This is a genomic window from Hominenteromicrobium mulieris (genome assembly GCF_046197855.1).
Taxonomy (GTDB): domain Bacteria; phylum Bacillota; class Clostridia; order Oscillospirales; family Acutalibacteraceae; genus Hominenteromicrobium; species Hominenteromicrobium mulieris.
Genome location: NZ_CP173188.1, coordinates 2,925,900 through 2,950,125, shown reverse-complemented (window position 1 = coordinate 2,950,125; position 24,226 = coordinate 2,925,900). Strand labels below are relative to the sequence as shown.

The following is a 24,226-nucleotide window of genomic DNA, read 5'->3' as shown; positions in this document are numbered from 1 at the left end:
TTCCGTGCTAAATTTTTCTGTTTTTAAAGGAGAGCCTTAAAATGCAGCTTCGCCGTTTTGCCGTCATCGGGCACCCCATCGGGCACACGATGTCGCCGTTTATCCATGATCGCCTCTTCTCCCTCACAGGCCATAAGCCGGAATATTCCGTGCTGGATGTACCGTCCCTTACACAGGCGCTGCCCGCATTGCGCACGCTTGACGGCTTCAATATCACCATCCCCCACAAAAGCGACATCATTCCCCTGCTCGACGGTATCGACGAAAAAGCGAAGCTTTTCGGATCCGTCAACACCGTGCGTGTCGAAGACGGCAAAATGACCGGCTACACAACGGACGGTGTCGGCTGCAAAAAGGCCCTTGCGCGCTATGGGGTCGATTTTAACGGCGAGCTCCTTCTGCTCGGCCGCGGAGGCGCGGCGCGTGCCATCGCATTTGAAGCCGTGCTCACGGCTGATGCACCGCATCTTGATATCGTCTGCCGCGAAAGCTCGCTCGAAAAAGCACAGGTGCTCAGCGATGAACTCGCGGAGCTCTGCCGCACGCGCAGCAAAACCGGCGTGTTCCGCGTGCTGTCTTATGACGAGCTCGCAAAGGAAACCGGGCACTACGATCTCGTGCTCAACACCACAAGCCTCGGTATGTACCCCAAAACCGGTGTCAGTGCTGTCGGGGAAGACGTGCTCTCCCGCTGCAAAGCCGCGTTCGACGCCGTCTATAATCCCGGCAAAACGAAATTTTTAAAGCTTGCCGCAAGCTGCGGACTCAAAACTGTCGGCGGCATGGGCATGCTCGTCTGTCAGGCGGTCGCCGCGCACGAGCTCTGGTACGGCGCGTCGTTTAAGGACAGCGATATCGAACAGCTCATCTGCGATGCGGAAGCGGAAACGGCACGGCTTTTCCGCGCATAACGAACCGAAAGAAACGGGGAACGGGAAATGGACAAAAAAGTAAAAGGTGAAATCATAAAATCGGGCAATATCGTTTTAAGCGGTTTCATGGGCAGCGGCAAGACCACGGTCGGCCGTCGCTTGGCCGCCGCGCTCGATATGCAGTTTGTCGATATGGACTTGTACATAGAAAAGAAGACCGGCATGACGGTCAAGGAGATTTTCGCAGAATACGGCGAGCTGCATTTTCGCGCGCTCGAGACCGAGACCGTAAAGGAGCTTGCGCAAAGTAATCATTTCGTCATCGCCACGGGCGGCGGCACGCTGATGCAGCCGCAGAACGTAGAGGGCTTCCATCAAGGCGGCGGTACCATCTATTATCTCGACGTACCGCTGGCCGCCTTGCAGGAGCGCCTCAAAAATGATAAACGCCGCCCGCTTCTGCAGACGCCGGACCGCCGCGCGGTGATTGAGCGCCTTTTAAACGAGCGCCGCCCGAAATACCTCGCAAGCGCGGACGTCGTCGTCGACGCCGGCGCGCCCACGGTTGTCGTTGTAGAGCGCATTTGCGCCCTGCGCGGCGAGCCCATTGAAAAAGCGAAGCGCAAAAAGCCGGGAAACACCTCCGAAAAGGAGCAGCCTCAAAAGAAGCGCTTCCGCAGAAGAAGACGCAAAAAAAGAACTTCTCCCGGAACACCGCAAGAAAACTCTTGACAAAGCGCCCGCGCGGCGGTATGATTTTAACACAGCGATGCAGGATAGATAAAGCAAACCTGCAAATCGCAAAGCAAGAGTCACATATAGGATGGTTCAAACTATGCAGTCCGTTTTATTCACAAGACGATTTACAAAGTATTTTAGCGCACGATTTTATACCGTGTGCTTTTCGTCGTATGTGAATATACCGGGCAACGCTTGAAAACGCGCGGAAAATTTCTGCGCGGAGGAATTTGAAGTATTCTGAGCAGTATAAAACCAAGCGGAGCCAATGGGCTTCGCTTTTTTTGTGCCGAGAGCGGCAGCGGGGCACGGCTCCTATAAAAGAAAGGTAAGGGAAAAAACATGATCATCGTACTCAAAGCCAACCGCAGTGAAGAACAGGTCAAAAACTTCATTTCGAATCTTACCGACCGTTATGACGTCAGTGTTAACACATGGGTCGGCACGCATTCCACCGTGCTCGGCCTTATCGGCGATACCGCTGCGGTAGACAGCGAGTACATCGCCGCACAGGATATTGTTGAAAGCGTTAAGCGCGTGCAGGAGCCGTATAAAAAAGCAAACCGTAAGTTCCATCCGGAAGATACGGTCATCAAGCTTCCTACCGGTCAGGTGATCGGCGACGGTTCCCTTGCGCTCATCGCGGGTCCGTGCTCCGTCGAAAGCGAAGCGCAGATCTGCTGTGTTGCAGAGCGCGTCAAGGCCGCAGGCGCTACGTTCCTGCGCGGCGGCGCATTCAAGCCCCGCACCTCGCCGTATGCGTTCCAGGGTCTTAAGGCAGAGGGCCTCGAGCTCCTCAAAAAAGCCAAGGAAAGAACCGGCCTGCCCATCGTCACCGAGATTATGAGCATCGGCCACCTCGACCTCTTTGAGGACGTCGATGTCATTCAGGTCGGCGCAAGAAACATGCAGAACTTCGAGCTTTTAAAGGAGCTGGGTCACGTGCATAAGCCGATTCTTTTAAAGCGCGGCCTTGCCAACACCATCGAAGAACTTCTCATGAGTGCCGAGTATATCATGGCGGGCGGCAACGAGCAGGTCATCCTGTGCGAGCGCGGTATCCGCACGTATGAGACATTCACCCGCAATACGCTCGATATTTCCGCCGTGCCGATCTTAAAGCGCCTTTCCCATCTGCCCGTCATCGTAGATCCCAGCCATGCCAGCGGCATCAACTGGCTTGTCGAGCCGCTTGCCATGGCAGCGGCAGCCGTCGGCGCAGACGGCCTCATCATTGAGGTGCATAATGACCCCAGCCGCGCCCTGTGCGACGGCGCACAGTCCCTCACGCCGGATCAGTTCGACGTGCTCGCAAAGAAAGTGCAGAAGGTCACCGAAACGGTGAAGAGCCTGTAAAAATTTACCCGAAAGGGAGAACAATATGCAAATCGCAATCATTGGTCTGGGTCTCATCGGCGGTTCGCTTGCAAAGGCCCTCAAAGAAAATACAGAGCATACCGTCATTGGCTTTGACCGTGACGAAAACACCCTGCTCGACGCACTTTCCCTCGGCGCCATCGATTCCGTCGGCAGCACGTCATTGCTCGAAAACGCGGACGTCGTGTACGTCTGTCTGTATCCCGCAGATGTCGTGCGCTTCGTCGAGGAAAACGCACCGCATTTTAAAGAAGGCTGCATTGTCACGGATGTGTGCGGCATCAAAAATCAGGTCTGCGGCAAATTAACGGAGATCGCCAAAAACTACCCGTTCGTTTACGTCGGCGGCCACCCCATGGCGGGCAAGGAGCGCAGCGGGTTCGATGCCAGCGAGGCAAGCCTCTTTTATAACGCTTCCTATATTCTCGTGCCCGGCGAAGCTCCGCAAAGCGCCACAGATACCCTTGTATCGCTCGCAAAAAGCATGGGCTTTGGCACCATCAAATACTGCACGCAGCAAAAGCATGACCGTATGATCGCCTATACGTCCCAGATTCCGCACGTTTTGGCGTGCGCTTATGTCATGAGCCCGCGCTGCGATGAGCACAGCGGCTTTTCCGCCGGCAGTTACCGTGATGTTTCGCGCGTGGCGCGCATCAATGCGGAGCTGTGGGCAGACCTTTTCCTTGCAAACCGTGAGGAATTAGCGGACGAGACGGAAGAACTCGTGCGCAATATAGAACGTATACGCGCTGCGGTGGCGAAAAACGATCGGGCAGAGCTCGTGGCGCTGCTTTCCTCCGCACGTGAAAAAAAGGAGAAATTCGGATAATGGTGATCGAGATTAAAACAGATAAACCGTATGAAGTTATTGTAGAAGACGGCGTTTTGGACCGCGCGGGCGAAAAAATTGCCCCGCTCGTCCGCCCCGGCAGCCGCGCCATGATTGTCAGCGAGACAAACGTCTTCCCGATATACGGCGAGCGTCTAAAAGCTTCGCTTGAAAAAGCGGGTATCCACACGGCGGAGTTCGTCTTTGAAGCCGGCGAGCCGCAAAAACAGCTTTCCACCGTCATGCAGATTTACGAAGCGCTTGCGGAAAACGATTTCACGCGCAGCGACATCATTGTCACGCTCGGCGGCGGCGTAGCGGGCGATATGGGTGGCTTCGCGGCGGCAACGTTCCTGCGCGGCATGGATTTCGTGCAGGTGCCCACGTCCCTTTTGGCGCAGGTAGATGCCAGTGTCGGCGGCAAAACGGGTGTCGATTTGCCGTTCGGTAAAAACCTCGTCGGCGCGTTCCATCAGCCGCGCCTCGTCCTCGCCGATCCCCAAACGCTCTCCACGCTGCCCGATGCCTATTTCACGGACGGCATGGGCGAGGTCATCAAATACGGCTGCATCGCAGACGCCGCGCTGTTCGATAAATTGGAGCAGGGACAAGTCATCGACCATTTGGAGGAAACCATCTGCCGCTGCGTGCTGTGCAAAAAGCATTTTGTCGAGGAAGACACGAACGACAAAGGCCGGCGTATGATTTTAAACTTCGGCCACACATTCGGCCACGCGCTCGAAAAGCTTACGGGCTTCTCGTCGCTTTCGCACGGCCTTGCCGTCGGCATCGGTATGGTCATGGCGGGCGAAGTGGGTGAAAGTCTCGGCATCACGGAAAAAGGCACCGCTGCGCGTATCCGCCGCGTGCTGGAAAGCTATGGCATGCCCACCGAGTCCGCGTTTGATTTCGCCAAAGTTGTGGAAGCAACCGCGCTCGATAAAAAAAGCTTTGGAAAAACGCTCAACCTGATCCTCTTAAAGCAGATCGGCGAAAGCGTTATTCACCCGGTGGACAGAAACTACCTCGTACTGCGCTATAAACTCGCCGCCGAGCAGAACCGCCGCAGAAAATTGAATTGATTTTTAGGAAGGCAGCATCATTCTCATCGTGCTGCCTTATGTCAAATATAGAGAGATAAATTTATGTAGAAACAAGGTGATACTATGGCAGAGGTGACCTACCGCCCCGCCCACGTTAAGGGCGAAGTGCGCATTCCCCCAAGCAAAAGTGCCGCGCACCGCGCATTGCTTTCGGCGGCGCTGTGCAAAACGCCGTGCCGTGTCGGGCCCATTGACCACAGCGCGGATATGGAAGCTACATTAAACGGCGTGTGCGCCATGGGCGGCACGGTGAAAGCGGAAGAAAACGGCGTGCTGTGCATCGCGCCGGGCACGGCACCCCAAAGCGTCACGGTCGATTGCGGTGAATCCGGTTCCACGCTGCGCTTTCTCATCCCCGTTTTCGCCGCCCTCGGCATCGAAGCGACGTTTGTCGGTCACGGCAGACTTCCCGAGCGCCCTATCGGCGTTTACACAGACCTTCTGCCGCAGCACGGCGTAACGGTCGAGACTGCCGGCGGTCTGCCGTTTCACATCACGGGCAAGCTTCAAAGCGGCGATTTCCGCGTGCCGGGCAACATCAGTTCTCAGTTTATAACCGGTTTATTATTCGCTTTGCCGCTGCTCAAAAAGGATTCCACCGTTACGCTGACCACCCCGCTCGAATCCAAAGGCTATATCGATTTGACGATAGAGGTGCTCGCGGGCTTCGGTGTTAAAATTGAGGAGACCGAGACCGGCTGGCACATCTCCGGCGGGCAGACGTACCGCGCAGAGCACTATACCGTCGAGGGCGATTGGTCGCAGGCCGCGTTTTTTCTCTCGGAAGCCGCTATCTCCGGCGGCCCTATCCGCCTGCTCGGCCTTTCCGAAACCTCTCTGCAAGGCGATAAAGCCTGCGTCCATCTCTGGCGGCAGTTCGGGCTTTCTGTCACCGAAGAAAACGGCGTTTATGTTGCCGAAAACAAAAATATAGATAAGCCCTACCGCGGACTGCACGGCATCGCGATTGACGCCGCGCAAATTCCCGATATGGTGCCTGCGCTCGCCGTCACGGCCGCGTTCGCGGAGGGCGAGACCGTCATTTCCCACGCGGAGCGATTGCACTTAAAGGAGTGTGACCGTCTGCTTGCCATGGAAGCGGCGCTCAAAAACCTCGGTGCAGACATTAAAGCCGTGCCGGATGGCCTTATCATTCACGGCAAGCCCGCGCTTACGGGTGGCAAAGCCGAGGGCATGAACGACCACCGCGTCGTCATGGCGCTCGCTGCCGCCGGTTGTGCGTGCACAGTCACCGTCACGGACGCGGAAAGCATCAAAAAATCCTACCCCGGATTTTTCCGGGATCATAAACATTTAGGAGGGATCGCCGATGGCATCGACCTGGGGTGAAAACATCAAGCTGTCCATTTTCGGCGGCAGCCATACGGAAGCAATCGGCGTAGTGCTCGATAATCTCCCGCCGAATGAAAAAATAGACATGGAAAAAATTCGCGTGCAGATGGCGCGCCGTGCGCCGGGCAAGGACAAGACCGCCACCACGCGCCTTGAGGCCGATGAGCCGCAGGTGCTCTCGGGCCTCTTCAACGGCGTCACAACAGGCGCGCCGCTCGCGGCTATCATCGCGAACACCAATACGCGTTCGAAGGATTATTCCGATTTAAAAATTCACCCGCGTCCCGGCCATGCCGATTACACCGCGTCTGTCCGCTACGACGGCGCAAATGACATTCGCGGCGGCGGGCATTTTTCGGGTCGTCTCACCGCGTGCCTCGTGTTCGCAGGCGCCGTCTGCCGCCAGATATTAGAGCGCCGCGGCATCACGATCGGTGCGCACGCTTATGCGGTCGGCAGCGCAAAAGATACCCCGTTCGATCCCGTAAACGTCTCAAAAGACGACTTAAATGCCTTAAATACCCGCTTTTTTGCGGTCAATTCCCCCAAGGCCGAAGAAAAAATGCGCGCCGAGATCGAAGCCGCGCGATTGGACGCAGACAGCATCGGCGGCATCATCGAGTGCGCCGCAGTCGGTGTCCCGGCAGGCATCGGCAGTCCTATGTTCGGCGGCATCGAAAACGTCTTTGCATCGATTTTATACGGCATCCCCGCCGTCAAAGGCGTGGAGTTCGGCGCGGGCTTTGATGTTGCTTGTATGCGTGGCAGCGAAAATAACGACGCGTTTTACTACGACGAAAATGGTCTCGTCCGCACGAAAACGAACAACGCGGGCGGCATTTTGGGCGGCATCACAACGGGCATGCCGATTCTATTCCGCATCGCCGTCAAGCCCACGCCGTCCATCGGCCGTGAACAGCACACGGTCGATCTCACCACGAAAACAAACGCCGATTTAACCATCCACGGCCGCCACGACCCGTGTATCGTCCCGCGCGCCATCCCTGTGGCGGAAGCTGCGGCAGCCTTGGCGCTGATGGACTTGCTGCGTTAAAGAGAATAGAAAGGAGCGAGCAAAATGAGTGAAAATAAGTCCTTTGATGAACTGCTTTTGCCGGTTCGCAACGATATAGACCGCATTGATAAAGAGCTTTTAAAGCTTTTTACGGAACGCATGCAGTGCGCGGAGCGCGTCGCGGAGATCAAGCGCAAGGCGGGCATTCCCGTCTTAAATGCCGCCCGCGAGCAGGTCATTTTAGACCGCGTTAAAAAAGAAGCCGGTGAGTACGGCGACAGCGCCGTCGCGCTTTACAGCGCCATCATGAGCATCAGTCGCGCCCGCCAGCACAATATGCTGAAAAGCGGCGGGGTATTGCGCGACCTCGAGCAAAATTCCCCAAAGACATTAAAAGCCGACCCGCGTGTCATTTGTCAGGGCGCGGCGGGCGCGTTTTCCCACAGCGCCGCCCTGCGCCTGTTTCCGGGGCAGAAGCCGATCTTTTTACCCGGCTTCCGCGATGTTTTTGAAGCTGTCCATAACGGCGCGGGCGATTACGGCGTGGTGCCGGTCGAAAATTCCGATGCCGGCAGTGTCTCTGAGGTCTATGACCTCATCATGAAGCACCGCATGTTCATCGTCGGTGCGGCGGATATTCCCGTGCGCCACTGCCTGTGCCGCGCAAAGGGGACGGGTGCGGTCAAAAAGGTGCTCTCGAAGCATGAGGCCCTCGTGCAGTGCAGTGCGTATCTCGCGGCACACGACATCGAAACCGAAGCCTATTCCAACACGGCGGCTGCCGCAAAATTCATCGCCGAAACCCGTCTCGAGGGCGTCGGCGCAGTCTGCTCCGCGCAGGCGGCGGAGGAATACGGCCTTGAAGTCATCGCCGCCGATATTCAGAATACCGATAACAACTGCACGCGCTTCATCGTCATTTCGCGTGAAGCCGTTTTGCCCGAAGACGCGGAAAAGATCAGCCTGTGCTTCTCTCTGCCGCACACCCCGGGCTCGCTGTGCCATACGCTGGAGCGTTTCGCTCTGCTCGGCCTGAACCTCACAAAAATCGAATCCCGCCCCATCCCGGAGCGCAATTTCGAGTATGACTTCTACCTCGATTTCACCGGGAATGTTCACGACGTGCAGACACTTGCGCTCATCTGCGCCCTCTCCGACGAGATGCCCCGCTTCTCGTTCCTCGGAAACTACAAAGAAAGCTGAGTTAAAAATGGCAGTTACCTTTATCAAAGTCACGGAAGAAGAACAGATTGAAAAAATAGCCGAGATCGCCGCACCCATCTGGCACGAGACCTACGACTGCATCAACGGCGTTGCGTCCACAGATTACATGATCGAAAAATTCCAGTCCGTCCCGGCCATCCACCGCCAGATGGAAAGCGAGGGCTACGTCTATTATATGATGCTCGACGACGGCGTGCCCGCGGGCTTCATCGGCCTTGTGCCGCACAAAGAGGGCAAAATGTTCCTGAGCAAGCTCTACGTTTCCGCCGCTCATCGCAGCCGCGGCCTGCCGCGCGCCGCGTTCGATTTCATCGAAACGCTCTGTCAGGCGGAAAAACTCCCCGCAATCTATCTCACCGTCAACAAAAAGAATTTTCACGCCATCGAAGTCTACAAATACTTCGGTTTTCATCAAACGGACGCCGTCGTCACCGACATCGGCAGCGGCTTCGTGATGAACGACTACATCATGCAGAAAGACCTGTGATCCGAAACAAAATGCAAACCGAGTCCGACTGAAAAAGCACGGCTCGGTTTGCATTTTTACGCTTTCGTGTTTTTGCGGCTGCTGCGGTACGCTTTCGGCGTGCAGCCATAGATTTTTTTGAAGCACCCGGTAAAATAGCTCGCGCCCGAGAATCCGCAGTCCAACGCGATCTGCGCCACGGGCGTTTCCGTTTTGCACAGGCGCTCCGCCGCCTTTTGCAGGCGAAACCGCTGAAGATATTCGACCGGCGTGCAGTGCAGATACGTGTGAAACAGCTTTTCGCACGCGCTTTTGCATACATGCCCCGCGCCCGCAATCTCTTCCAGCGTCAGCTTTTCCGCATAGCCGCTGTGTATGGCGTGCATCATGTTTTTTACGGCCGAAAGCCGGCTGCTTTCGGAAACCGTGTTTTCGGGCTTCGGTGCCAGCCGGCAGATCTCGTCCCACACCGCGTAGGAAAGGCTTTGCAGGCGCAGCAGATTGTGTTTGTCCGCTTCGTCGAAAAGCGCCTCGATCAGCGCCAAAGCACCGCCGCTTTTTTCTTTTTCCGGCTTTAAGATGCAGCAGGGGAAAGCGGCGTTTTTTGTCACGGGCGTAATGTACGTCTCCTCCAAATACGTGTTGGCGCATAGCATCATGGGGTGCAGCAGCACGCATCGGTAGGTGCAACGGCTTTCTTCAAAAAAATGCAGCTGCCGCGTGTTGATAAAAATCCCCTCGCCCTCGTGCACCGTGCAGCGTGTGCCGTTCACATTGTACACCATGCTGCCTTCCGTTACATATAATAATTCGATTTCGTCGTGCCAGTGGCCGATGGCGTCGCCCTCGCGCGCTGCGTCGAAGCACAAAGTGCGTCCGCCCGCAAAAAAGAAAAGCTCCGGCACCGTATACGGCACAAGCTCTGCGCCGTCGCCGTGTATTCTGAATTTCGGAATCATGCTGTCCTCCGCATTTTGTCAAGATATACGATATATTTGTATTTTTTAAACCGATTTTGCTATGAAACATCGTTAAAATACGTTATATTAGTATTCAGTATAGCAAAGCCGATGTGCTTTTGCAATTCTTATCCGAAGATTTAAAGACAAAAAATTAAGGGGAATCGATATGTTTTCTTTGTTGCTTGCGGTCATCTACGCCGCATTTATCAGTCTCGGTCTGCCGGATGCCCTGCTCGGCTCGGCGTGGCCGACGATGTACCGGGTCATGAATGTTCCGGTGTCCTATGCGGGCATTGTCAGCATGATTATTTCCTGCGGCACGGTCATCTCCAGCCTGATGAGCGACCGCGCCGTGCGCAGGCTCGGCACGCATCTCGTCACGGTCATCAGCGTCGGCCTGACGGCGCTGGGACTATTCGGCTTTTCTTCGGCCGGCGCGTTCTGGCAGCTTTGTGTTTGGGCGGTGCCGTACGGGCTCGGCGCGGGCAGTGTAGATGCCGCTCTGAATAATTACATCGCCCTGTATTACCGCTCCGGCCACATGAATTGGCTGCATTGCTTCTGGGGTCTCGGCGCCATGGCCGGGCCGTATATCATGGGTGCGTGCCTCACGGGCGGCTATTCCTTCGGCGCCGGCTACCGCGTGGTGTTCTTCATTCAGCTCGCGCTGACGATCGTGCTTGTTCTCTCGCGCCCGCTGTGAAAGAAAACGCCCGCAGGCGAGGCGGAGGAAACAGGCGGGAAATCCTTCCTGCGCCGTGTGCTGAAAATGACCGGCGCACCCGTCACCATGCTCGCGTTCTTCTTATATTGCGCTTTGGAGGGCACCACAGGGCTTTGGGCCAGCAGCTTCCTCGTCCTGCGGCACAATATTGCGGCGGAAAGCGCCGCCTCCATGGCTTCGCTGTTTTACATCGGCATCACGGCGGGGCGTTTCCTCAGCGGCTTTATCTCCGATAAGCTTGGCGACCGCCGCATGGTATCGATCGGCATCGTCTGCGTGCTGTTTGGCACGGTTTTATTGTTCGTGCCGGTCGAGTTCTCGGCGGTGGCGGGCCTTGTTTTCATCGGGCTCGGCTGTGCGCCCGTTTACCCTGGGCTTCTGCATCAAACGCCCGTGCGTTTCGGCGCCGAAAACGCGCAGGCGGTCATGGGTATGCAGATGGCGTGCGCCTATGTCGGCAGCATGACGATGCCCGCGTTCTTCGGCAAGCTCAGCGACTTGCTCGGTATGCAGATTTATCCCGTTATCCTCATGGCGTTTGCCGCGCTGCTCGCCTTTGCCGTGTGGAACGCAAACCGTCTGACGCTCGACCGCAAATAACACGGCGCCTTGACAAAAATCAAAAATCGACAATCTTGCGAACGGTGTGCAAAAATTTCCCTCGGCCGTTCGCTTTTTCTTTCTTTTTCGGAAAATCTGTGCTATACTAAAAACAACATTTTACCTTGAGTGGGGTATACGCATGAGCGAGAGAAAAGAAGTCTATGTTTTAGGCCACCGCAATCCCGACACCGATTCCATTTGTTCGGCGATCGCCTACGCGGACGTTAAAAATAAAGAAAATGACGGAAATCACTATGTCGCCGCCCGCGCTGGGCAGATCAGCTCCGAGACAAGCTACGTCCTCCAGCGCTTCGGCATGCGCCAGCCGACCTACGTCAACAATATCGGCACCCGCGTGCGCGATATGGAGATCCGCAAAATTCCCGGCATCAACGAGGGCATTTCCATGAAAAAAGCGTGGAGCATGATGGCAGAGATGAACGCCGTCACGCTGCCCATCGTCGATGCAAACAACGTGTTAGACGGCATCATCACCATCAACGACATTGCCACGTCCTACATGGAAAATCAGGACAGCACCATGATTGCAAAAGCCAAAACGCCGTACTGCAACATTTTGGAAACGCTGGAAGCCAAAATGCTCGTCGGCGACCCCGATGCCGTTTTCGAGCACGGCAACGTCGTCATTGCCGTCGCAAACCCGGACGTCATGGAAAACTACATCGAAAAGGACGACATGGTCATCACCGGCAACCGTTACGAATCGCAGCTTTCCGCCATTGAGTCCGGCGCGGGCTGTATCCTCGTCTGCCTCGGCGCAGAGGTCTCCCGCAGCATCCAGAAGCTCGCGCGCGACAATAACTGCGCCGTGCTCACTACGCCGCTTGATACGTACACCGTTGCGCACCGCATCAGCCAGTGCATGCCGGTTAAGGCGTTCATGCGTACGAAAGATCTCGTCACGTTCACCCCGAGCGATTACACCGATGCCATTAAAGATACCATGCAGAACACCCGCATTCGCGATTTCCCGGTTATCGATAAAAACGGCAAGTACGTCGGCATGATCTCTCGCCGTAACTTGCTTGGCATCCGCAAGCGCTCCGTCATCTTAGTCGATCACAATGAGCGCAGTCAGGCGGTCGAAAACATCGAAAACGCAGAAATTTTGGAAATCATCGATCACCACCGCATCGGCTCCCTCGAGACGATGGCGCCTGTGTATTTCCGCAACGAGCCCGTCGGCTGCACGGCGACCATCATCTATTCTATTTATAAAGAAAAGGGCTTCGAGGTTCCGCCGCAGATCGCGGGTCTTCTGTGCAGCGCCATTTTGTCCGATACGCTCATGTTCCGTTCGCCTACCTGTACCATGCTGGACCGCGCCGCAGCGGAAGCGCTCAGTGCCATTGCGGGCATCGATTGCCAGAGCTTCGGTATCGAAATGTTTACCGCAGGCAGCAACCTCAAGGATAAGACTCCGGAAGAAATTTTCTATCAGGATTACAAGAAGTTCGAGTTCGGCGACGTCACGTTCGGTGTCGGCCAGATCAACAGCATGAGCGGCTCCGAGCTCGATGAGCTGGAGCGCCGCCTGCGCCCGTACCTCGAAAAGTCCTGCCGCGAGCACGGCCTTTCCATGATGTTCTTCATGCTGACGAATATCATCGAGGAGTCCACGCGCCTCATGTGCTACGGCGAGTCCGCCGATATGCTCGTTGAAGATGCCTTCGGCCGTGCGCCGAAAGCGGGCACCATCTGGCTTAAAGGTGTTGTCTCTCGCAAAAAGCAGCTCATCCCTGCCTTCATCGATGCCATCAGCAAAGAAGCCGGCGGCGGTGTGTGATTTTCCTCGCGTGCCCTCTCCGATTTCGGCTATATGGCCGATTGGACCATCCTGCGGCACGATCAACTGCGTTTCGATATCATGAGCGGCAAAATAAACGAATAATTTGTGAGGAAAGGGTCGGCCCAAAGCGGTCGGCCCTTTTTGCATACAGAAAATTGCGAAAAATAAAAAATAGGACTGGATTTTTTTGAAAGACTGTGTTATAATGTTTGCTGTTGAACAGAATATGGGCCCGTAGCTCAGCTGGGAGAGCGCTGCGTTCGCAACGCAGAGGTCAAGGGTTCGAATCCCTCCGGGTCCACCATAAGTCCACCGTAATTTTGATAGAATTACGGTGGACTTTTTCTATGCCCGAAAACCGCTTGAAATTAGGCTTTTCGGTTGTTTCAGCACATAAGTGAACCCCGCTGCAGGGCAATTCTGCGGCGGGGTTTGTGCGTTTTATGTGGATTGAGGCTTCATGTACCGTCATAATCGTTAAACGGCTGAGGTAATCGTTAAATCACAGAAGCATTTGTTAAATTACAGGGATAATCGTTGAATTAGAAGGGAATTAAAAAATCAAAACACGCACAATCTCTGTTCGCATAGTTTCATTTTTGGGGGAAAAACAGCATAACAGGTTGTGTTCGCATGGATTTTTAACCCGTGATTATCATGCTGCACCTCCGTTATACGCGGAAAATCACCGATTCATACGGGCGCAGATTGGGGCCGATGTAGCCGCCCTCGCGGTCGTAGGAGGAGAGCAGCACTTCGCCGTTCTGCGGAACGAGCGCGGCGGGGATTTTCGACGGTTCGGCGGAGAAATTGTGGAAAGAAAGCAGAGTTTCGCCGTTATAGCTGCGCTTTAGGGCGAACAGCGTATCGGAGCCGGTTTCCGGAATTTCGAGGTCGCCGCGTGAGAGCGCGGGACTGCATTTGCGCAGTGCGATGAGCGCTTTGTAGCAGCTGAAAATGGAGTGCGGGTCGTTTTTCTGGTTTTCCGCGTTGATCTTTGTGTGGTTCGGGTTGATGCCGAGCCACGGCTTGCCTGTTGTGAAGCCGGCGTTTTCGGTTGCGTCCCACTGCATCGGCGTGCGGGCATTGTCGCGGGAGATCATCTGCGCCTCTTTTAAGGCCACGTCCGGTGTGTCGCCCGCCAAAATGTGCTGGTGGTAGGTGTTTTTTGCATCGGGGTCGTTGTAATCTTCAATGTACGGGAAGCACATGTTCGTCATGCCAATCTCTTCACCCTGATACACGAACGGCGTGCCGGGCAGGGAGTGCAGCAGCATCGCGAGCATTTTGGCGGAAACCTCCCAGTATTCCTTGTCGTTGCCGTAGAGTGAGACCTGACGGGGCTTATCGTGGTTGCTGAAAAACCGCGCCCACCAGCCGTTTTCCTTTAAGGCGTCGTAGTCGTTTTGAATATCCTGCTTCATTTTTTTCGGCGACCACGTGTTGATCTCGACGATCGGCGCGACGAACGGGATGGCCATATCGAACTCCTCGCGGTCGGTGTTGACGTAGCGGGCGAGCTCCTTGGCGTCTTTCGACGCCACTTCGCCCACGGTCATGACGTTATATGGCGAGAACACGCGGCGGTTCATGTCGCGGATATAGGCGTGCGTGCCGGGGCGACCGTTGATGAGACTCGAACTGAACGAATAGCCGTCCGGCTGCGGCGGCTCTGCGGAATCCGGGAAATCCTGCGGCTTATCAAGGTAGCTGATGGCGTCCACTCTAAAGCCGTCCACGCCTTTTTTCACCCACCATTCCATCATAGAGAAGATTTCTTCACGCAGCGCGGGGTTTGCCCAGTTGAGGTCGGGCTGTTTTTTGGAGAACAGGTGGTAGTAATACTGCCCGCGCTCCGGTACAAATTCCCACGCGCTGCCGCCGAAAACGGAGGCCCAGTTGTTCGGCTCCTTGCCGTTTTTCGGGCCGCGCCAAATGTAGTAGTCGCTTTTTGGGTTATCGCGCGAGGTTTTGGATTCGAGGAACCACGGATGCTCGTCGGAGGAATGGTTTACGACGAGGTCCATAATGACCTTGATACCGCGCTTGTGGCACGCTGCACACAGTGCGTCCCAATCTTCCATGGTGCCGAACTCGTCCATGATCTCCCGATACCCGGAGATGTCGTAGCCGTTGTCGTCGTTCGGTGAGCGGAACACGGGCGAGAGCCACAGCGCGTTGATGCCGAGCGTCGAAAGATGGTCAAGGCGGCTTAAAATGCCGGGAATATCGCCGATGCCGTCTCCGTTAGAATCCTGAAAGCTGCGCGGGTAGACCTGATACACGATGAGATCCTTTACCCAATCTTTTTTCTGTTCCATATAACTTTACCTCCTGCGCAATATCGATGTATATTGCACAAAGTGGCCTTTCGGCCAAGTATTTTTTACCATTATAACACAGTTTACAAGAATTTGAAAAGTATTTGAGAAAAATAGTGAAAATTGTGCTTTGAAGTATAAAGGGGAAAGCTGGGCGCTTAGCTTCCAAACATGCGTTAAGTTTTCTATACTGCGGTGCTCGTTTGCCGGGATGAATGCAGAGAAGTCAGTGGTAAAAATGACGAAACGGTTTCAGCCGCAGAAATGTACACTTATAAGAATATAAGTGAATAGAATAGAGACCTACAAAACAGGGTATAAGTCACAGGACAAATGATATAGGATGTTGTAGGGCAGTATAGACAACTCGGTTTAGAATAAACAGAAAAAACGAATATTGTATCGATAAAGTTAAAGTGAATAGCGGATTACACCGGAATATTTGCAATCGGAACCATTAAAAAACTCATGAAACCGCAATTTATACACTTTGGAATGGAAAAGTGCGCAAAACATATAGATGTATGAAAATTACGCATTTATATAATAGAAAACTATTTCCAAGATGTTCGTTAAATGTCATTTTTTGTTGTATATGGAATCAAAAAAATCAAAATAAACAAAAGTATTTGGAAAAAATACCGAAAAGTTTTTGAAAACTTATTGACAAATCGTGAACGCAGTGCTATTCTATGTACAGAAAAACCGAGAACGAAATTAAAATTTGGTTATTTTTCACTTGGTTCTACAGTTTAAAGCTATTTATTAGCGTTGGTCTTCGGCTATGGAGCAATAGACCGATGCTATCGCAGCGTTTGAATGTTCTAAATACCGCCGCTTTCAGCGGAATGCACACATCGTCGTACCGGATGCTAAAAGGCGAGCGTGTGGGGAAAGGTACATCAGTGAACGGACAAGCGCTGTAAGATAAATAGGGGGTCATGAATTTTGCAAAGCAAAGTTCATGGCGGGATTCCTACAAATTTTGCGATTTGCAGGAATTCAAAACACCGGGGATCACAAAGTGGGGTATGCTTTGTGACCTCAACACATTATGAACCGCAGGTTCACAAAACAAGAGAGGTATTGTATTATGAAGAAAAAGACCTTAGCTGTTCTTCTGTCGGCGGCCATGCTCGTCACCGGCATCCTGAGCGGCTGCGGTGGCGGCGGCAGCACAAGCAGTGCAGCATCCTCCGGCTCCACCGACAGCACCAGCAGCGCCGCGGGTGAGTCTTCTGCTTCCGAATCTACCGGCTCCGGCACGAATGCCGCCGCAGGTCAGGTTACGGCGGTTGGCACGAACCGTGACGAAACTCTGATCGTTGAGACTGCGTCTCCGACCGACACTCCGGGCCAGTTCAACAGCTACATGTCCGGTACGAACATGGGCTTTGGTATTCATCAGCTGATGAGCGCACACCTTTGGGAAATGGACACCGTTTCCGGTGAGCAGTTCCCTGAAATTGCAGCCGATATGGGCACCCCGAACGAAGACTTTACCGAATGGACCGTTAAGATCCGCGAAGGCATCAAGTGGTCCGACGGTGAAGACCTGAACGCTGACGACGTTGTCTTCACGTTCAACATGATCAAAGAAAACGACAAGATCGGTGCTTCCGCAGCGACCAACCTCTACATCGATAAGGTTGAGAAGGTTGACGATTACACCGTTAAGTTCACGATGAAGGAATCCTTCCCGCGCTTTACACAGCGTTACGGCATCACCGTATGGGGCACCGATTACCGCATCGTTCCTGAGCACATTTACTCCCAGCAGGCTGATGTTACGACCTTTAAGGACGAGCAGCCGGTTGTAGCAGGCCCGTACACCGTAGAAGACTATGACTCCAACGGCGACTGGATCCTCTACAAGCTCCGTGACGACTGGAAAGAAAGTACGCTTGGCGTTGTAGGCACAGAGCACTACAACTACAGCGAAGATCAGGTTCCGGCAGAATATGTTTGGTTCCGTTATCTTGGCGACTCCTCCTCCAGACAGATGCAGATGGTCAGCAACGAAGTTGATATCCTCTGCGAAGTTACGATGGAAGAGCTGCAGGCAATGCAGAGCTCTAACGACAAGATCAACGCATGGTACAACGAGTTCCCGTATGCAACCATGGACGACCCGGGCGCAAAGGGCCTGGTGTTCTCTCAGGGTCAGGGCGCTCCGTACGACAACCCTGACTTCCGCTGGGCTATCGTTCTGGCACTGGATATCGACCAGATCTCCATGAACATCTTCTCCGGCGCAGGCCGTGCGGCTCCGATTCCGCTGCTCAACAACACCCAGTATCTCCAGGATACATACACCATCCCGATGCAGGAATGGCTTGAGAACTTTGAGCTTGACCTTGGCGATGGCACCACCATTAAGCCGTACGACACCGGCTATGCAAAGCGCATGGCGGAGAAGACCGGCGTAACCGGCACCGACGAAGAGCTCATCGATATGTTCGGCGCAGGCTGGTGGAAGCACGATCCGGAAGCAGCTGAAAAGCTCCTCATCAAAGCCGGCTTTGAGAAGAAGGACGACGGCTGGTACTTCAATGGTTCCAAGTTCACAACTGAAATCAGCTACCTTGCTGATACAGAAGCTCAGTCCGCTCGCGGCGCTCAGGCTGCTTACAACCAGCTGCAGGCGTTCGGCCTCGATTGCACCATTACTTCCAAGAGTACTGCTACTTGGGACGTTGACGGTGGTCAGGGCAACTACCAGATCGGCACTTACTGGCCGTCCGCTGGTATTCTGAAGGACTTCTACTCCGCTATCAGCGGTTGGGACAGCCGTCTGATGAAGCCGCTCGGCGAGACCGGTTCCGGTCAGGGCGCACGTTGGAAGAATGAGAAGGTTGACGAGATCCTTACCGAACTCGCAGGCGTTGATCCGACCAGCGACAAATCCTATGAGCTGCATCAGGAATTCCTGAAGGAAGCTGTTAAGGAAATGCCGGCAATCAACTTCATGAACGGCACAAAGTTCGTTCCGACCAACAGCACATATTGGGAAGGCTACCCGAACGCCGAGAACGCATATGACGGTCCGTGGTGGTGGTGGAGCCGCTTCAAGTATGACCTGCCGTTCATTCAGCCGGTTCAGGGCTAATTTGATAGCTTGAATACTTGGAGAGAATCCAATAGCACTAATCTGAAATGATCTGAAGAGGATGAGGGCGTGTGCCGAATACCCATGACCACGTCCGTCATCCTCTTTCTCATTTCCCAAAATATCCTGTTGTAATTTGTCTATAAGATAAGGAAGTGTGGCTGTGAAATTCAAAACATTCTTTTTACAGCGTATCCTTGCGTGGGCGTTGACGATCTTGATCGGCGTTACGTTCATCTTCTTCATCCCGCGTATGTTCCCTTCCGATCCTGTTGAGAACATGATCGCCCAGATGCAATCCCGTTCCGGCAACATGGATCCGGCAGAAATGGAAGCGCTACGTCAACAACTTAGAATTCAATTCGGTCTCGATGGTACTCTTCTTGAGCAGTATGGCTACTTCCTGCTGCATGGCCTTTTGCAGTTTGACTTTGGCCCGTCTTTGATGAGCTATCCGGAGCCGGTTACCTCTATTATCGGTCGTAACCTGCCGTACACCCTCGGTTTGTCCCTGACCACCACGCTGCTTGCATGGATCATCGGCAACTTCATCGGTTTGCTTGCAGGTTTCCGCAAGAACAAGACATCCTCTAAAATCCTCGAAGGCATCGCGATCTGCATTTATCCGATTCCGTACTTCCTGGTCGCTCTTGTTCTGCAGATTGTCTTCGCGTTCGTCCTCGGCTGGTTCCCAATCCAGACAACGCTGCTTACCCGCGGCACGTTTGCACAGTGGCTCGGTTCGCTTCTGAAAGCGTCTGTTCTGCCGGGCATCTCCATGCTTCTGCTCGGCACAGGCTGGTGGATTATCTCTATGAAGTCCCTTGCCGGCACGACTGCAGAAGAAGACTTCGTTTTATATGCACGTTACCGTGGCATTTCCGAAGCGAAGATCGGTGCGAGCTACGTTTTCCGTAACTCCATCCTGACCCAGATTACGGCTTTGGCCATGAGCCTTGGCGGCGTCTTCGGCGGTTCCATCATGACAGAAATCATCTTCGGTTACCCGGGTGTCGGCACGCTGATCCAAAATGCGATTTTGCAGTCCGATTACAACATGATCCTCGGATGTATCACGATTTCCATCGTGGCGATTTCCACGGCGACGTTGGTTGTTGACCTTATATATCCGTTCATCGACCCGAGAATTCGTTACGGTTGATAAGGAGGGAAGTTGTAATGAAAAAATTTGCAAAATTTTGGAAAGCAGCCAACTTCCGCCTGAAGTTCGGTCTTATCGTGACCCTGATATTCTTTATCATCGGTTTCGTTGTTTACTATGTACCGCACGTGAACCCGTTCACGTTCAATACCTACCCGAATAAGCTGGGTGCTTCCGCAGAACACTGGCTGGGCACTACCAGTATGGGTCAGGACGTTGTGTGGCTGCTGATTGAAGCTATCCACAACTCGCTCGTCATCGGTCTCATCGTGGCATTCCTCGGCACGGTTGTCGGTGTTTTTGTCGGTCTGCTTTCCGGTTTTGCCGGTGGCCTTTTAGACCGCGTGCTGATGATTGTTACGGATACGTTCGTTGTTATTCCGTCTCTGCCGATCCTCATCATGATGACCTCCCTGATGAAGGGCAGCTCCACCACGATCGTGATGGCTCTTGTGCTTACCATGTTCGCATGGGCTTGGCCGAGCCGCCAGATTCGTTCCATGGCGCTGAGCATTAAAGAGCGCGACTTTATCCACACGGCGAAGTTCTCCGGTGAAAGCACGGTGCAGATCGTTGTGACCGAGATTCTGCCGTATGCGCTGACCTGGTCGCTCTCCAACTTTATGAACGCTACGCTTTCCGCTATCGGTTCCGAGTCGAGCCTTGCTGTTCTGGGTCTTTCCCCCGGCAACCTTGTCTCCCTCGGCAACATGATCCAGTGGGCAAGAAGCTACAACGCAATTTTCAACAAGCAGTATCTCTGGATCGGCGCACCGATCGTTGCAACGGTTATCCTGTTTGTCGGTCTGTTCTTACTCATTACAGGCTATAACGATTACTTATCCATGAAGAGAGGCAGGTAACGAATATGTTAAAAGTCGAAAATCTGTCCACTTCTTACAAGCTCATCGACGGTGACGTTCACGTCCTTAACGACCTGAACTTTGAGATCCACGATAACGAGATATTCGGCATCGCCGGTGAATCCGGCTGCGGCAAGACCACACTGCTGAAGACCCTCTACGATATTATCGAGTTCCCGCTGGAGATCGACAAAGGTAAGGTTATCCTCAGCGGCGAAAAGAATGGACAATCCTTTTCTTATGAATCCGGAAACATTCAGAAGACCTGGTGGAACAACATTTCTTACGTTCCGCAGGCTGCGCAGAGCGTTCTGAACCCGATCGTTCGCCTGAAAAAGCAGTTTTTGGATTCTATCCCGCAGGAAGACCGCAAGAACGAAACAAAAGAGCAGACCCTCGCACGTGTTGCAAAATACCTCGAGGAGCTGAATCTTTCCCCGGATATTTTGGAATCTTATCCGTTCCAGCTTTCCGGCGGTATGCGCCAGCGTGTTATCATCGCGCTTGCGACCTTTATGTCCCCGAATGTCGTGCTTGCCGACGAACCGACCACCGCTCTGGACGTTGTTGTGCAGAAGGGTATTTTGAAGATGTTGATGCGCTTGCAGAAGCAACTCAAGAACACCATGGTCATCGTCAGCCACGATATGGGCGTGCATTATCAGATTACGGACCGCATGGCGATCATGTATTCCGGCAGCATCATCGAGCTTGGCCCGACCGATGCAATCTTTAATGACCCGATCCATCCGTACACGAAGATGCTGGTTGACTCCCTGCCGCGCGTTGGCGATAAGAGCCAGAAGGTCGGTATTCCGGGTCGTCCGCCGGCACTGAAGAACCCGCCTCCGGGATGCCGTTTCGCAGCACGCTGCCCGCATGCTACGGATCGTTGCCGTCAGGAGATTCCGGAGTTCATTGAAGTTAAGCCGGGCCGCTTTGCAGCCTGCCATTTGCTGAAGAAGGAGGGAGAGAAGAATGGCTGATAAATTGCTTGAAATCAAGGGCGTCAGCAAAATCTTCCGCGTAGGCGGTATGATTCGTGGCAAAAAGCTTGTTGCGGTTGACGACGTTACGCTTTCCATCGACAACGATAAGCCGGTCATCCTCTCCGTCGTTGGCGAATCCGGTTGCGGCAAGTCCACACTGTGTAAGATGGTTCTGCGTCTGCACAACCCGGATATGGGCGACATCGTGCTGGACGGCCAATCTTACCTCGATAAGAAAAGCTACAACGCAAAGCAGTTCAAGCTGGAAGTGCAGCCTATTTTCCAGAACCCGTATGAGTCTTTCTCCGCACGTAAGCCGGTAGACTCTTACCTGTTCAACACGGCGCTGCGCCTTGGCATTGCGAAAAACAAAGCAGAAGCTACAAACCTTGTAGATGATGCCCTGAAGAGCGTCGGCCTCTCTCTGGCGGTCGTAAAGGGCAAATACCCCACCCAGTTCTCCGGCGGCGAGCTGCAGCGTGTTTCCATTGCACGTGCGCTTATCACCCGTCCGAAGCTGATCATTGCCGACGAACCGGTTGCGGCTATCGATGCTTCCATGAAAATGAACATCGTCAACCTGTTCAAGGAACTGAAGGATAAGTACAAGGTCTCCTTTATCTACATCACCCATGACCTTTCCACGGCGTACTATGTATCCGATTACATTGCAACGCTGTACCGCGGCTGTCTCATTGAGTACGGCCCGGCCAAGGAGATCATGGACGAGCCTGCACACCCGTACACTGAGCTTTTGATGAGCGCTGTGCCGCGTATCGGCGACAAGTGGGCGGATGACGACATGGCGTTGCCGGATATGGAGTCTAAGGAATATTCCATCACCTATTGCAAGTTCGCACCGCGCTGCCCCTATGCGACGGACGAATGCAGAAAATCGCGCCCGGGCGAAACCTATCTGAACGATGTCAGAAAGGTCATGTGCTTCCACCCGCTGATTCAGCCGAAGAAGTAAAGCCTCTGCGCACAACAGAATAAACAAGCTACACTTGCCAACCCCCTGAAGGCCCATGAAGCCGACGTTTCCTCCGTCATTGCTTTATGGGTATCAGGGGGTCAATTTTTGCTTTGTGGGCGTGCTTTAAAACGATTGAAAACATGTCGGGATTGTTATAAAAGCAGGGAAATTCGGCGGAATAAGGATTGAAGTTTGTCGCGAAATACGGTATACTGATTCACAAGCGGCACTGCGGGGTTCGCGGGCCGAATTTTAGAGTTTTGGGGAGAAAATACAATGAAAACGAAGACGCGATTTGCGTGGAAACAATTTCTGAAAAATCTTGCGATCATCGCGATTCCGGTGGCTTTGCAGAACATGCTGACGACAACCGGCAGCATGATCGACACCATGATGATCGCGCCGCTGGGCGAAACGACCGTGGGCGCGGTGGGCCTTTGCGCACAGTTTTCCTCACTGATGTTTGCGGGCTACTGGGGCTTTTTCGGCGGCGGCATGCTGTTTTTCTCGCAGTATTGGGGCGCGCAGGATGACGACGGCATCGACCATTCCTACGGCCTGACGCTGACCTGCATGATGATCGTGGGGCTTACATTCGGTGTCTTTGCGATTTTTGCGCCGGAAACCGTGATGAAGCTCTATACGGATAAGGAGAGCATTCAGGTAATTGGCGCGGAATATCTGCGCATCATCGGCTTCGGTTACCCCGTGCAGGTGTTTTCCATGGCGATGAGCGCTCTGCTGCGTTCTACGGAGCGCGTGCGCATCCCGCTGTTTGCGTCAATCGCCTCGGTAGCATCAAATATTTTTCTTAACTGGGTGTTCATTTACGGAAAGTTCGGCTTGCCGGAGATGGGCGTGCGCGGCGCGGCGCTGGCAACATCCTTGGCGGCGGTTATCAACGTTTTGGTCATTTTGATTTTGGCGCGTGCGCAGAAGTACCCGTATCTGTTCCACTTTAAAAAGCATTTCCGCTGGAATAAGAAGCAGGTGAAAATCTACTTCGTCAAGTGCTTCCCCATCATCTGCAACGAAGTGCTCATCGGCGTGGGCAACATGGTTATCAACGTTGTTTTAGGCAGACAGTCCGAACAGGCCATTGCGGCCATCGCGGTGTTCCGCACGCTGGAGGGCATGGTCATCAGCTTCTTTGCCGGTTTCTCAAATGCGGCTTCCGTTTTGGTCGGCACATGCGTGGGCTCCGGCGAGTTGGACGCAGCCTACGAGCGCGCAAAACGCCTTGTGTTCCTGTGCGGCAGCACGATTTTGTGCGTATGTCTGGTGCTGCTCGGTATCCACAAGCCGCTGCTTTCCGCGATGAGTCTTTCCGGCGAATCGATGGAGATCGGTTCACACATGCTGATGATCTACTGCGTGGCGGCGGTTATTCGCATGTGCAACTGGGTGCAGAACGATACGTATAGAGCCGCGGGAGACGCGGCGTTCGGCACAATCCGCGAAATTGCGTTTATGTACGCGATGGTGCTGCCGCTGGTGTGCCTGACGGGCCTTGTGTGGAAAGCGCCGTTTCTTATCGTGTTTGCGTGCTGCTATATCGACGAGCCGATCCGTCTCATTTTGATGCAGCGGCACATGTACTCCGGCAAATGGGTGCGCCCCGTTACGCCGCAGGGCATGGAAGCGTTGCCGGCGTTTATGGAAAAGCATGGACGTCATAAGAAAGCGGCGTAAACAACTTAAAGACAGCAAAAAGGACTTCCGAAAAG

The 24,226-nt window shown here is 53.9% G+C and carries 18 protein-coding genes, 1 tRNA gene and 1 pseudogene; 18 read left to right on the top strand and 2 right to left on the bottom strand.

The features are described from left to right. The first annotated feature begins 41 nt into the window (after positions 1 to 41). The 9 genes from aroE to ACI0CA_RS14520 all read left to right on the top strand — a co-directional run bounded on the left by aroE (position 42) and on the right by ACI0CA_RS14520 (position 9,001). Positions 42 to 911 carry a shikimate dehydrogenase gene (gene aroE, locus ACI0CA_RS14560; RefSeq protein ID WP_417422647.1) on the top strand — a complete coding sequence of 290 codons (870 nt, stop codon included), beginning with the start codon at positions 42 to 44 and terminating at the stop codon, positions 909 to 911. 27 nt (positions 912 to 938) lie between these two features. Next, a complete protein-coding gene (locus ACI0CA_RS14555) occupies positions 939 to 1,604 on the top strand; it encodes a shikimate kinase (RefSeq protein WP_412384811.1) in 666 nt (221 codons plus the stop codon). Between the two features lie 348 nt (positions 1,605 to 1,952). Continuing rightward, on the top strand, positions 1,953 to 2,966 hold the full coding sequence (gene aroF / locus ACI0CA_RS14550; RefSeq protein WP_176819991.1) for a 3-deoxy-7-phosphoheptulonate synthase: 1,014 nt from the start codon (positions 1,953 to 1,955) through the stop codon (positions 2,964 to 2,966). 25 nt (positions 2,967 to 2,991) lie between these two features. Then, on the top strand, positions 2,992 to 3,819 hold the full coding sequence (locus ACI0CA_RS14545; protein ID WP_176819992.1) for a prephenate dehydrogenase: 828 nt from the start codon (positions 2,992 to 2,994) through the stop codon (positions 3,817 to 3,819). Beyond that, complete coding sequence (gene aroB / locus ACI0CA_RS14540) at positions 3,819 to 4,901, top strand: 3-dehydroquinate synthase (RefSeq protein WP_308448505.1); 1,083 nt, start codon at positions 3,819 to 3,821, stop codon at positions 4,899 to 4,901. Before ACI0CA_RS14545 ends, aroB begins: the two co-directional genes overlap by 1 nt. An 84-nt stretch (positions 4,902 to 4,985) precedes the next feature. Further along, positions 4,986 to 6,272 (top strand): 3-phosphoshikimate 1-carboxyvinyltransferase, encoded by a 1,287-nt coding sequence (gene aroA / locus ACI0CA_RS14535; protein ID WP_308448506.1) that lies wholly within the window; start codon positions 4,986 to 4,988, stop codon positions 6,270 to 6,272. Then, positions 6,253 to 7,329, top strand: a complete 1,077-nt coding sequence (gene aroC / locus ACI0CA_RS14530) for a chorismate synthase (protein ID WP_308448507.1) — start codon at positions 6,253 to 6,255, stop codon at positions 7,327 to 7,329. Before aroA ends, aroC begins: the two co-directional genes overlap by 20 nt. 24 nt (positions 7,330 to 7,353) lie before the next feature. After that, positions 7,354 to 8,493, top strand: a complete 1,140-nt coding sequence (locus ACI0CA_RS14525) for a bifunctional chorismate mutase/prephenate dehydratase (protein ID WP_308448508.1) — start codon at positions 7,354 to 7,356, stop codon at positions 8,491 to 8,493. A 7-nt stretch (positions 8,494 to 8,500) separates the two neighbouring features. After that, positions 8,501 to 9,001: a GNAT family N-acetyltransferase gene (locus tag ACI0CA_RS14520; protein WP_308448509.1), complete on the top strand. Its 501-nt coding sequence runs from the start codon at positions 8,501 to 8,503 to the stop codon at positions 8,999 to 9,001. 56 nt (positions 9,002 to 9,057) lie between these two features. On the opposite strand, the gene ACI0CA_RS14515 is transcribed toward ACI0CA_RS14520, so the two are convergent. Continuing rightward, entirely contained in the window at positions 9,058 to 9,939 is an 882-nt protein-coding gene (locus tag ACI0CA_RS14515; protein WP_308448510.1) for an AraC family transcriptional regulator, read from the bottom strand. Positions 9,940 to 10,108: 169 nt separating this feature from the next. Here ACI0CA_RS14515 and ACI0CA_RS14510 point away from each other — a divergent pair. From ACI0CA_RS14510 to ACI0CA_RS14500, 3 genes and pseudogenes are all read left to right on the top strand, one after another. Next, positions 10,109 to 11,266, top strand: a pseudogene (locus ACI0CA_RS14510) (MFS transporter). A 142-nt stretch (positions 11,267 to 11,408) separates the two neighbouring features. Beyond that, a complete protein-coding gene (locus ACI0CA_RS14505; RefSeq protein WP_308448512.1) occupies positions 11,409 to 13,076 on the top strand; it encodes a putative manganese-dependent inorganic diphosphatase in 1,668 nt (555 codons plus the stop codon). A 231-nt stretch (positions 13,077 to 13,307) separates the two neighbouring features. Beyond that, a tRNA-Ala gene (locus tag ACI0CA_RS14500) sits at positions 13,308 to 13,383 on the top strand. Between the two features lie 367 nt (positions 13,384 to 13,750). Here ACI0CA_RS14500 and ACI0CA_RS14495 read toward each other — a convergent pair. Beyond that, positions 13,751 to 15,400 carry an alpha-glucosidase gene (locus ACI0CA_RS14495; RefSeq protein ID WP_417115317.1) on the bottom strand — a complete coding sequence of 550 codons (1,650 nt, stop codon included), beginning with the start codon at positions 15,398 to 15,400 and terminating at the stop codon, positions 13,751 to 13,753. Positions 15,401 to 16,493: 1,093 nt separating this feature from the next. On the opposite strand from ACI0CA_RS14495, the gene ACI0CA_RS14490 reads away from it, so the two are divergent. The 6 genes from ACI0CA_RS14490 (at position 16,494) to ACI0CA_RS14465 (ending at position 24,191) form a co-directional block, all read left to right on the top strand. Further along, on the top strand, positions 16,494 to 18,509 hold the full coding sequence (locus ACI0CA_RS14490) for an ABC transporter substrate-binding protein (RefSeq protein WP_446806680.1): 2,016 nt from the start codon (positions 16,494 to 16,496) through the stop codon (positions 18,507 to 18,509). A 163-nt stretch (positions 18,510 to 18,672) separates the two neighbouring features. Further along, on the top strand, positions 18,673 to 19,671 hold the full coding sequence (locus ACI0CA_RS14485) for an ABC transporter permease (RefSeq protein WP_308448515.1): 999 nt from the start codon (positions 18,673 to 18,675) through the stop codon (positions 19,669 to 19,671). Positions 19,672 to 19,688: 17 nt separating this feature from the next. After that, complete coding sequence (locus ACI0CA_RS14480) at positions 19,689 to 20,534, top strand: ABC transporter permease (RefSeq protein WP_446806681.1); 846 nt, start codon at positions 19,689 to 19,691, stop codon at positions 20,532 to 20,534. A gap of 5 nt (positions 20,535 to 20,539) precedes the next feature. Next, complete coding sequence (locus ACI0CA_RS14475) at positions 20,540 to 21,520, top strand: ABC transporter ATP-binding protein (RefSeq protein ID WP_176820393.1); 981 nt, start codon at positions 20,540 to 20,542, stop codon at positions 21,518 to 21,520. Beyond that, positions 21,513 to 22,496, top strand: a complete 984-nt coding sequence (locus ACI0CA_RS14470) for an ABC transporter ATP-binding protein (RefSeq protein WP_417086807.1) — start codon at positions 21,513 to 21,515, stop codon at positions 22,494 to 22,496. The genes ACI0CA_RS14475 and ACI0CA_RS14470 overlap by 8 nt, the downstream gene beginning before the upstream one ends. A gap of 279 nt (positions 22,497 to 22,775) precedes the next feature. After that, a complete protein-coding gene (locus tag ACI0CA_RS14465) occupies positions 22,776 to 24,191 on the top strand; it encodes an MATE family efflux transporter (RefSeq protein ID WP_417106237.1) in 1,416 nt (471 codons plus the stop codon). Positions 24,192 to 24,226 lie beyond the last annotated feature (35 nt).

What these genes read in the sequence shown, in the direction of transcription:
- aroE (WP_417422647.1), top strand. Translation starts at nt 42, where the DNA reads ATGCAGCTTCGCCGTTTTGCCGTCATCGGGCACCCCATCGGGCACACG.
- ACI0CA_RS14555 (WP_412384811.1), top strand. Translation starts at nt 939, where the DNA reads ATGGACAAAAAAGTAAAAGGTGAAATCATAAAATCGGGCAATATCGTT.
- aroF (WP_176819991.1), top strand. Translation starts at nt 1,953, where the DNA reads ATGATCATCGTACTCAAAGCCAACCGCAGTGAAGAACAGGTCAAAAAC.
- ACI0CA_RS14545 (WP_176819992.1), top strand. Translation starts at nt 2,992, where the DNA reads ATGCAAATCGCAATCATTGGTCTGGGTCTCATCGGCGGTTCGCTTGCA.
- aroB (WP_308448505.1), top strand. Translation starts at nt 3,819, where the DNA reads ATGGTGATCGAGATTAAAACAGATAAACCGTATGAAGTTATTGTAGAA.
- aroA (WP_308448506.1), top strand. Translation starts at nt 4,986, where the DNA reads ATGGCAGAGGTGACCTACCGCCCCGCCCACGTTAAGGGCGAAGTGCGC.
- aroC (WP_308448507.1), top strand. Translation starts at nt 6,253, where the DNA reads ATGGCATCGACCTGGGGTGAAAACATCAAGCTGTCCATTTTCGGCGGC.
- ACI0CA_RS14525 (WP_308448508.1), top strand. Translation starts at nt 7,354, where the DNA reads ATGAGTGAAAATAAGTCCTTTGATGAACTGCTTTTGCCGGTTCGCAAC.
- ACI0CA_RS14520 (WP_308448509.1), top strand. Translation starts at nt 8,501, where the DNA reads ATGGCAGTTACCTTTATCAAAGTCACGGAAGAAGAACAGATTGAAAAA.
- ACI0CA_RS14515 (WP_308448510.1), bottom strand. Translation starts at nt 9,939, where the DNA reads ATGATTCCGAAATTCAGAATACACGGCGACGGCGCAGAGCTTGTGCCG.
- ACI0CA_RS14505 (WP_308448512.1), top strand. Translation starts at nt 11,409, where the DNA reads ATGAGCGAGAGAAAAGAAGTCTATGTTTTAGGCCACCGCAATCCCGAC.
- ACI0CA_RS14495 (WP_417115317.1), bottom strand. Translation starts at nt 15,400, where the DNA reads ATGGAACAGAAAAAAGATTGGGTAAAGGATCTCATCGTGTATCAGGTC.
- ACI0CA_RS14490 (WP_446806680.1), top strand. Translation starts at nt 16,494, where the DNA reads ATGAAGAAAAAGACCTTAGCTGTTCTTCTGTCGGCGGCCATGCTCGTC.
- ACI0CA_RS14480 (WP_446806681.1), top strand. Translation starts at nt 19,689, where the DNA reads ATGAAAAAATTTGCAAAATTTTGGAAAGCAGCCAACTTCCGCCTGAAG.
- ACI0CA_RS14475 (WP_176820393.1), top strand. Translation starts at nt 20,540, where the DNA reads ATGTTAAAAGTCGAAAATCTGTCCACTTCTTACAAGCTCATCGACGGT.
- ACI0CA_RS14470 (WP_417086807.1), top strand. Translation starts at nt 21,513, where the DNA reads ATGGCTGATAAATTGCTTGAAATCAAGGGCGTCAGCAAAATCTTCCGC.
- ACI0CA_RS14465 (WP_417106237.1), top strand. Translation starts at nt 22,776, where the DNA reads ATGAAAACGAAGACGCGATTTGCGTGGAAACAATTTCTGAAAAATCTT.